The organism is Actinomycetospora chibensis, assembly GCF_028737215.1.
Lineage (GTDB): Bacteria > Actinomycetota > Actinomycetes > Mycobacteriales > Pseudonocardiaceae > Actinomycetospora > Actinomycetospora chibensis.
Genome location: NZ_JAQZAM010000038.1, coordinates 21,604 through 29,998 on the forward strand (window position 1 = coordinate 21,604; position 8,395 = coordinate 29,998).

The 8,395-nt window shown below is 73.7% G+C and carries 8 protein-coding genes and 1 tRNA gene; 3 read left to right on the forward strand and 6 right to left on the reverse strand.

Translation table 11 applies throughout. The features are described 5' to 3' along the window. Positions 1-40 precede the first annotated feature (40 nt). Entirely contained in the window at positions 41-1,531 is a 1,491-nt protein-coding gene (locus PH189_RS29815) for a gluconokinase (protein WP_274192494.1), read from the forward strand. Here the strand turns inward: PH189_RS29815 and PH189_RS29820 are convergent. The 5 genes from PH189_RS29820 to PH189_RS29840 form a co-directional block, all read right to left on the reverse strand. After that, positions 1,528-2,952 carry a WS/DGAT/MGAT family O-acyltransferase gene (locus tag PH189_RS29820; protein WP_274192495.1) on the reverse strand — a complete coding sequence of 475 codons (1,425 nt, stop codon included), beginning with the start codon at positions 2,950-2,952 and terminating at the stop codon, positions 1,528-1,530. The two genes, PH189_RS29815 and PH189_RS29820, sit on opposite strands and share 4 nt — an antisense overlap. Positions 2,953-3,035: 83 nt before the next feature. After that, the gene (locus tag PH189_RS29825; protein ID WP_274192496.1) at positions 3,036-3,389 is read right to left on the reverse strand and encodes a hypothetical protein; all 354 of its coding nucleotides are present in this window, start codon (positions 3,387-3,389) and stop codon (positions 3,036-3,038) included. Next, the gene (locus tag PH189_RS29830) at positions 3,389-3,745 is read right to left on the reverse strand and encodes an ArsR/SmtB family transcription factor (protein ID WP_274192497.1); all 357 of its coding nucleotides are present in this window, start codon (positions 3,743-3,745) and stop codon (positions 3,389-3,391) included. Before PH189_RS29830 ends, PH189_RS29825 begins: the two co-directional genes overlap by 1 nt. Before the next feature lie 43 nt (positions 3,746-3,788). Next, entirely contained in the window at positions 3,789-4,340 is a 552-nt protein-coding gene (locus PH189_RS29835; protein ID WP_274192498.1) for a putative glycolipid-binding domain-containing protein, read from the reverse strand. Between the two features lie 58 nt (positions 4,341-4,398). Further along, entirely contained in the window at positions 4,399-4,947 is a 549-nt protein-coding gene (locus PH189_RS29840; protein ID WP_274192499.1) for a TetR/AcrR family transcriptional regulator, read from the reverse strand. 24 nt (positions 4,948-4,971) lie between these two features. Here PH189_RS29840 and PH189_RS29845 point away from each other — a divergent pair, with 24 nt between their 5' ends. Beyond that, positions 4,972-5,799 carry an alpha/beta fold hydrolase gene (locus PH189_RS29845; RefSeq protein ID WP_274192500.1) on the forward strand — a complete coding sequence of 276 codons (828 nt, stop codon included), beginning with the start codon at positions 4,972-4,974 and terminating at the stop codon, positions 5,797-5,799. Positions 5,800-5,802: 3 nt separating this feature from the next. Here the strand turns inward: PH189_RS29845 and PH189_RS29850 are convergent. Beyond that, a tRNA-Arg gene (locus tag PH189_RS29850) sits at positions 5,803-5,875 on the reverse strand. A 62-nt stretch (positions 5,876-5,937) separates the two neighbouring features. On the opposite strand from PH189_RS29850, the gene PH189_RS29855 reads away from it, so the two are divergent. Beyond that, complete coding sequence (locus tag PH189_RS29855) at positions 5,938-8,058, forward strand: bifunctional copper resistance protein CopD/cytochrome c oxidase assembly protein (protein WP_274192501.1); 2,121 nt, start codon at positions 5,938-5,940, stop codon at positions 8,056-8,058. Positions 8,059-8,395: the final 337 nt, after the last annotated feature.

The window sequence follows — 8,395 nt, forward strand, 5'->3', positions numbered from 1 at the left end:
TGACGGCCGCGGCCGTCGTGGTGCCGAGCCTGCTCGTCTGATGCCCGGACACGATCTGGTCCTCGGCGTCGACATCGGCACCACCGCCACCAAGGCCGTCGCCTTCGCCCCCGACGGCACCGACCACGGGTACGGCGAGGCCCCCCACCACCTCGACGAGCCCGAGCCCGGCGCCGTCGTCCAGGACCCGGAGGCACTCTGGGAAGCCGTCGGCGACGCGGTGCGCGACGCCGTCGCCCGGGTCGACCCCGGGCGGATCGCGGCGCTGTCGTTCAGCTCCGCCATGCACGGCCTGCTCGCCCTCGACGCCCGCGGCGACCCGATCGGACCGCTGCTGACCTGGGCCGACAGCCGCGCGGCCGACGTCGCCCGCGAGCTCCGGGCCCGCGACGGCGCCCTCGCCCTCCACCGGCGCACGGGCACGCCGATCCACCCGATGAGCCCGCTGGTCAAGCTCGCCTGGCTACGCCGCGCGCGCCCGAGCATGCACGCCGCGGCGCACACGTGGGGCGGCATCAAGGAGTTCGTGCTCGCGCGGGCCACCGGGGCCCGGGTCGCCGACACCTCGTGCGCATCCGGCACCGGCCTGCTCGACGTCGCGACCGGCGCCTGGGACCCCGAGGCCCTGGCGATCGCCGGCATCACCGCCGACGCGCTGGGGGAGCCGGTCGCTCCGACGGCCGTCGTCGGGGAGCTCCGGGCCGATTGGGGCCTCCCCGCCGGCGTCCCCGTCGTAGCCGGGGGAGGGGACGGGCCGCTGGCCAACCTCGGTGTCGGCGCCGTCCGCCCGGGCGTCGCGGCCTGCTCGATCGGCACCAGCGGCGCCCTGCGGGTCGCCGTCGGACGGCCCGCCGTCGACCCCCGCGGACGGGTGTTCTGCTACGGCCTGGCCGACCGGCGCTGGGTCGTCGGCGGGGCGATCACGAACGGCGGCCTCGTGCTCGACTGGGCGCGCGAGACGCTCCACCGCGACGTCGACGACCTCCTCGCCGCGGCCGCCGCCGTGCCCGCGGGCGCCGACGGGCTGCTCGCCCTGCCCCACCTGCTGCCCGAGCGCGCCCCGCACTGGGACATCGGCGGCGCGGGCGCGCTGGTGGGCCTGCACCGGCGGCACACCGCCGGCCACGTCACGCGCGCCCTGCTCGAGGGCGTCTGCCTGCAGCTGCGCCTCGTGCTCGACTCGCTGCGCGAGGCGGGCCTGGCCGTCGACGAGGTCCGCGCGACCGGCGGTTTCGCCCGTAGCGCGCTGTGGCGCCGCCTGCTCACCGACACGCTCGACCTGCCCGTCGGCTTCCCGGCCGTCGACCAGGGCCCTGCGTCCGGGACAGCGTTCGGGGCCGCGCTGCTCGGGATGCAGGGCGTCGGGCTGCTCCCGCCGGGTCCCGACGGGCTCGTCGACGCCGCCGAGCGGATCCCGCTCGGCGAGACCCTCCGGCCGGGTCCCGACGCCGCCGTGTACGCCGCGCGCCTGCCGCTCGTCGAGCAGATCCACGACGTCCTCGGCGACGTCACGGCCGAGCTGGGGTCCTAGGTCGGGTCGGCCTCGTCGGCGACGGCCTCGAGCTCGACCAGTGCGTCCTCGAGGTAGCCCAGCAGGTGCTGCAGGTGCGGCACCGCCCGACGGTCGCCGGTCACGCCGATCTCCATGCTGTCCGCGTAGGACATCACGGTGATGTTGAGGGCCTGCCCGTCGAGCGGCACCGAGATCGGGTAGATCCCGTCGAGCTTCGCGCCCTCCCAGTACAGCGGGTCCTTGGGCCCGGGCACGTTGGAGATGATCAGGTTGAAGCCCTGGTTGACGGACGACGAGCCGGGCACGAGGCCGAGGCCGATCGGGGCGGCGACGACGGCGGACAGCGCCGCGATCGTCATCGGGTCGCGGCCCTGGAGGTTCTCCTTCGCCGCGAGACCGGACTGGCGGATCTTCCGCAACCGCTCGGCCGGGTCGGGCTCGTTCGTCGCGAGGTTCACGAGGATCGCGCCCAGCGCGTTGCCGGAGCCGGAGTCCTCCAGTGCGACCGGCAGTGCGGCCACGAGCGGCCTCTCGGGCAGCCCCTCGTGGGCCTCGAGGTAGCGCCGCAGCGCGCCCGAGCTCATCGCCAGCATCACGTCGTTGACCGTCGAGCCGGTGCGCTCGCGCACCCGCTGGATGCGCTTGAGCGGCCAGGACTGGGCGGCGAACCGGCGCGCCCCGGTGATCGGGACGTTGAGCATCGTCGGCGGCGCCTCGAACGGCAGCGCCAGGTCGTGCTCGACGAGCCCGCGGTAGGCCGAGGACACGAGTGCGGGCCCCACGTTCAGCGACTGTCCAACGCCCTCGGCGAGCGTGCCTGCGGTGCGCAGGGCGCCGCCGACGTACTCGCGCGCCGACCCGAGCCACCCCGCCGGAGCGGGCGCCGGCTCGCCGACCGGCCGGCTGGTGCGCCCCGGCCGCGGGTCGACGGCCCAGAACGGCGCCATGTCCCGCTTCTCCGGGTCGGTGCTCAGCGCCTTCTCGAGGTGCTTCATCGCGCGGACGCCGTCCATCATCGCGTGGTGGATCTTGCTGTAGACCGCGAAGCGGTCCCCCTCCACGCCCTCGATGAGGTGGAACTCCCACAGCGGCCGGTGCCGGTCGAGCAGGCTGCCGTGCAGGCGGGAGACGAGCTCGAGCAGCTCGCGGATGCGCCCCGGCCGGGGCAGCGCGGAGAGCCGCACGTGGTACTCGATGTCGACGTCGTCGTCGGTCGTCCAGGCCCACTGGCCCAGCGTCGAGACGCCGCGGGTCGCGCGCCGGCGGAAGAGCGGCGCGATCTCGACGTCCCCGGAGACGAGCTGTCGGTGCAGGTCGGCGAGGTAGTCGGGTCCCGCGCCCTCGGGACGATCGAAGAGCATCAGCGAGCCCACGTGGGTGGGACGCTCCCGCGACTCCGCCAGCAGGAACATCGCGTCCCGGAACGACATCGTCGCCATCGACACCCCTCTCGACCACCGCGTCGGCCATCCGGCCGAATACGTCGCCGACAGTCTGACCTACTGGCCGGTTCGTGTCGTCGTCACCGGGAGTCGGGGACGAACTGGGCCAGCGCGGCCTGCTTCCCGCCCTCGATCTCCTCGGCGGGCGCGGCACCGCTCGCCTCCGCCGCCCAGCGGTCGATCGAGTGCCGGTTGAACTCGACGACTCCGGCGAGTCCGCCGCCGCGACGGGGTCGCCGACGGCCTCGCCGCGGACGAACAGCCCGAGCCCCCATGAGGGCGCCGTCCCACCCGGAGCCGACGAACAAGGCGCCCGCGGCGCTCCCGGCCATCGCCAGCGGCACGGTGTGCTCCAGCTCGAGCACGGTGTCGCCGTCGACCGCGTCGAGGTCGACCTGCCGGTGGATGGCGTCGAGCTCGGAGAAGAGGTCCATCAGCTGTCCTCGGGATCGGGGGTGGGTGAACGCCCCCGCTCGCGCTTGCCACGGGCGATCTCGGTGCCGAGGGCGTCGAGGCGCTGCTCCCAGAACTGCCGGAAGCGCCCGATCCACGCGTCGACCTCGCGGAGCCCCTCGGCGTCGACCGAGTAGAGCCGGCGCGTGCCCTCGGCCCGCACCGAGGCCAGCCCGTTCTCCCGCAGCACCCGCAGGTGCTGGGAGACGCCGGGCTGCGAGATGCCGAACTCCTCGCGGATGTGCTCGACGACGGCCCCGGACGCCAGCTCCCCGTCGGCGAGGAGCTCGAGGATCCGGCGGCGGACCGGATCGCCGAGGACGTCCATGGCGTGCACCACCACGAATTTAGCAGCGAAGAATTATATAAGTCGAGGCTGCTCAGAACGCCCGGCGTGCGATCCCCGGGTAGTCGACGACGAGGCCGGCGTCGTCGTAGGTGAGGACCGCGGAGAAGTCGCCGTCCGAGGTGTAGGCGAACCGGTGCCCGTCGAGGCGGCGGTAGGTCTGGTCGAGACGGACGACCGAGAGGTCGAGGGCGCGCACGTACACGGCGGGCGCGGGGGCGACGTCGTCCGTCCTCAGGGTCAGGCGGTGCACCGGAAGCGTGTTCGTGCAGGCCGACGCCTCGAGGTCGACGTCGACAAGGCCGTCGAGGTGGGGTGCGGGTGCGCCGTCGACCGTCCAGTGGCCGTCGCCGTCGGACGCGACGGTCACCTCGCGCGGCCCGGCGACCGTGTCGGACCACACGCGGGCCGTGCGCGTGCGCCACCCGTCGTCGAGCGTGATCTCGTAGCGCACCGCGTACGCCTGCCCGTCCTCCACGGCGGAGGTGTGTCCGCGCAGCCGGCCGGGCGCGAGATAGACGACCTCGAAGCCGTCCACGGCGTCCACGAACCGCCAGGCGGCGAACGCGGGGAGGTCGGTGAGCACCCGGGCACCCAAGCGCGTCCCCGACGGTGCCGGCAACCTCCTGGACGTCCGGACGTGCTCAGTCCTCGCCCAGCAGGTCCGCAGCGAGCCGGCGGGCCCGGTGCACGCGGTCCGCGTCGCCCTCGAGCCCGGCGCGGACCATGGCGCCCTCGAGGAGCAGGGAGAGGTGCTCGGCGAGCCCGTCCCGCGGCCCCAGGGCCTCCCGCAGCAGGTCCTCCACTTCCGCCTTGTGACGCGCCACCGCCTCCCGGCCGGGGTCGCCCGAGGGGAGCTCGCCCGCGGCGTTGAGCAGCCCGCAGCCCCGGAACGGGTCGTCGATCCCGTCGAGGTAGGCGTCGAAGACCGCCAGGGCCCGCGCGCCGGGCCCCGCCCCCGCGGGCAGCGCCTCGACCCGCCGCCGGTGACGTTCGCGGAACTCCTGGTGCCGTCGCTCCAGGTAGGCCGACACCAGCTCGGCCTTCGAGGCGAAGTTGTTGTAGAGGCTCATCTTCGCGACGCCCGCGTCCGCGATGATCACGTCGATCCCGGTCGCCGCCACGCCGCGGGCATAGAAGCGCTCCGAGGCTGCGTCGAGGATCCGGGCTCGGGCCGGGATTCTGTCGCTCATGTTAGGTAGACTAGTCTACCTAACATGACTCTCCTCGACCGGAACCTGCTCGTCGACGGTGTCCGGCTCGCGTACCGCGATCGCGGCGAGGGCGAGCCCGTCGTGTTCGTCCACGGCACGCCGTCCTGGTCCTACGAGTGGCGCCACGTCGTCCCGGCCGTCGAGGCCGCCGGTCATCGCGTCATCACCTACGACCTGCTCGGGTACGGCGACTCCGAGCGCCCCCTCGACCGCGACACCTCCGTCGCGGCCCAGACCGACCTGCTGGTCGGCCTGCTCGACGGGCTCGGCATCGAGCGCCCCAGCCTGGTCACCCACGACATCGGCGGCGCGATCGGGCAGCGAATGGCGGTCCTGCACCCGCAGCGGGCCCGCCGGCTCATGCTCATCGACGCGGTCAGCTACGACTCGTGGCCGTCGGAGACCTGGCGGGAGATCATCAGGACCCGGCTCGACAGCTACGCCGCCATGTCGGCGGCGGACTTCGAGGAGATGCTCACCCGACAGCTGCGCATGACGGTCGCGGGGACGATGAGTGACGACGACCTGAGCGCCTACCTCGCCCCGCACCGCACGGCGCTGGGGCGCACCTCGTTCTTCGAGCACCAGGTCCGGCACTACGACTCCCGGTACACCGAGGAGCTCACCGACCGGCTCGGGGACATCGCGATGCCCGTCCGCATCGTGTGGGGCGCGCAGGACCGGTGGCAGCCCGTCGGCTACGCCGAGCGCCTCGCCGCGGACATCCCCGGCGCCGAGCTCGTCGTCGTGCCGCACGCCGGCCACTTCCTCATGGAGGACGAGCCGGAGCGCGTGACGCGCGAAGTGCTCGACTTCCTGTCGGGCGGCTGACGGCGCCCCCGGCAGGACTCGAACCTGCAACCGTCGGATTAGAAGGCCGATGCTCTGTCCGTTGAGCTACGGGGGCCGGCGCGGGGAAGCCTAACCGGACCGCACGGCGCTCCGACGGCGGCGACCTACCCTGGGGGCGTGGCCACGACGACCCCGCCGCCCGCCGACGCGTCGGCACGCCCCTCCACCCCCGGGGCGTTGTTCGTCGCGCAGGTCGCGCCCCTGCTCGCCGTCGCCGCGGTGGTCGCGCTGGCGTTGAGCACGCTCTCGGGTGCGGCCACGTTCGCCCGCCTCGGGCTCCCCGACCCCGGCCCCGTCACGGTCTACGCCCTGCCCGTCGTGCGGGCGGTGAGCCAGATGGCGGCCGCGTCCACCGTGGGCTTCCTCATGGTGGCGGCCTTCTTCACGCCGCCCGCGTCCTCGGGCTGGCTCTCGGCCGACGGCTACCGCGCGGTCCGCATCGCGTCGTGGAGCGCGGCGGCCTGGTCCGCGGCGGCGCTCCTGATGATCCCGCTGAGCGCGGCGGACGCCTACGGCCGCCCGGTGTCCCAGATGCTCGATGCCCGGGTGCTCTCGGTCGCGATCACCGGCATCGAGGGCACCACCTCGTGGTCCCTGACCGCGCTGATCGCTCTCGTCGCCCTCGGGGTCACCCGCTTCGTGCTCGGGTGGGGCGCCGCTGTGGTCGGCCTCGGGGTCGCGCTCGCCGGGCTCCTCCCGCTCGCGCTCACCGGGCACTCGGCCGGCGGCAGCGACCACGACGTGGCCACCAACAGCCTGCTGCTGCACGTGCTCGCCGCCGCTGTGTGGGTGGGTGGGCTCGCGGCCGTCGTGACGCACCTCGTCGCGGGGGGCCGGCACCCGGCCGTCGCGGCCCGCCGGTTCTCGGCGGTGGCGCTCGTCTGCTGGGTGGTGCTCGCGCTCTCGGGGGTGCTGAACGTCCTCGTCCGGATCTCGCCGGGCGACCTCGTGACGAGCACCTACGGCGTCCTCGTCCTGGTCAAGGCCCTCGCCCTGGTCGCGCTCGGAGCCTTCGGTGCCTGGCACCGGCGCCACGCGATCCCCGGCATCGAGGCGGGCAGCACCGCCGCGATGATCCGCTTCGGCGGGCTCGAGGTGCTCCTCATGGCGGCGACGATGGGCGTCGCCGTGGCCCTCGGACGCACTCCGCCGCCCGTGGCGCCCGCCCCCGAGCCCACGCGCATCGAGGCGCTCGTCGGCTACGCGGTGGACGAGCCCCTGACGGTCGCGGGCCTGCTCACCCAATCCCGGTTCGACCTGCTGTTCGGCACGCTCGCGCTCGTCCTCGCCGGGCTGTACGTCACCGGGGTGCGGCGACTGCGCGCCCGGGGCGACGCGTGGCCGGTGGGACGCACCCTCTCCTGGCTCGTGGGCTGTCTCGCCCTGCTCTTCGCCACGTCCTCGGGCATCGGTCGCTACGCGCCGGTGACGTTCAGCGTGCACATGGGCCAGCACATGATCCTGAACATGCTGGTCCCGATCCTGCTGGTGCTCGGCGGCCCGGTGACGTTGCTGCTGCGGGCCCTGCCCCCGGCGGGCGCCGGGGCACCTCCGGGACCCCGCGAGTGGGTGCTCGCCGCCGTGCACTCGCCGGTCGCGCGGGTGCTCACCCAGCCGCTGGTGGCCCTGGCGCTGTTCGTCGGCAGCTTCTACGCGCTGTACTTCTCGGGGCTGTTCGACGTCGCGCTGGAGTCGCACTGGGCCCATATCGCGATGAACATCCACTTCCTGCTCGTGGGCCTGATCTTCTTCTGGCCGATCGTCGGCATCGACCCCAGCCCCCGGCAGCTGCCCCCCATCGGGCGCCTCGGCCTGCTCTTCGTCGCCATCCCGCTGCACGCCTTCTTCGGCATCGCGGTGATGAGTTCTGCCACGGTGATCGGTGCGGGCTTCTACCAACAGCTCGAGATGCCGTGGGTCGACCGCCTCGCCGACCAGACCACCGGCGGCGGCCTCGCCTGGGCCACGGGCGAGCTCCCGATGCTCATCGTCCTGATCGCCCTGCTCGTGCAGTGGTCGCGCGCCGACGAGCGGACCGCCCGCCGGGACGACCGTCGCGCCGACCGTGACGGCGACCGCGACCTCAACGCCTACAACGCGATGCTGAAGTCGCTCGCCACCACCGGGCGGCCGGTGCCGGCGGAGACGGCTCCGGAGCCGCCTCCGGCGACGGCGGAGGGCGCAGAGGGCCCCGAGGACGAGGACGCGCCCGCCGACCTGGGACGACGCCGACGCTGACCCCGGGTCGCAGACCCCTGCCACAGGGTGGCGTACAGTAGATGACGCACCGGGGAACGGACGCGATCTCGCGGACGGCCGGTAGCCGACCGAGGCTCTCGAGCCTCGGGTACAGTCGAAGACAGCGATCCGGTCCGGCGCCCCGCGTGGGAGCCGATCGAGATCGCACCCCCCGAGTCCGAGTCGGACCGACCGGGACCCCCCGGAAAAGCCGCTCAATCGGGTCGGGTAGAGTGGTCATCACCGCGAAGAACTGGGCCGGAAACGGCTCGGCAGAGGCGTGTGTGGTTGTCCTTTGAGAACTCAACAGTGTGCTGAATGTTTGGTGGGTTTTTTT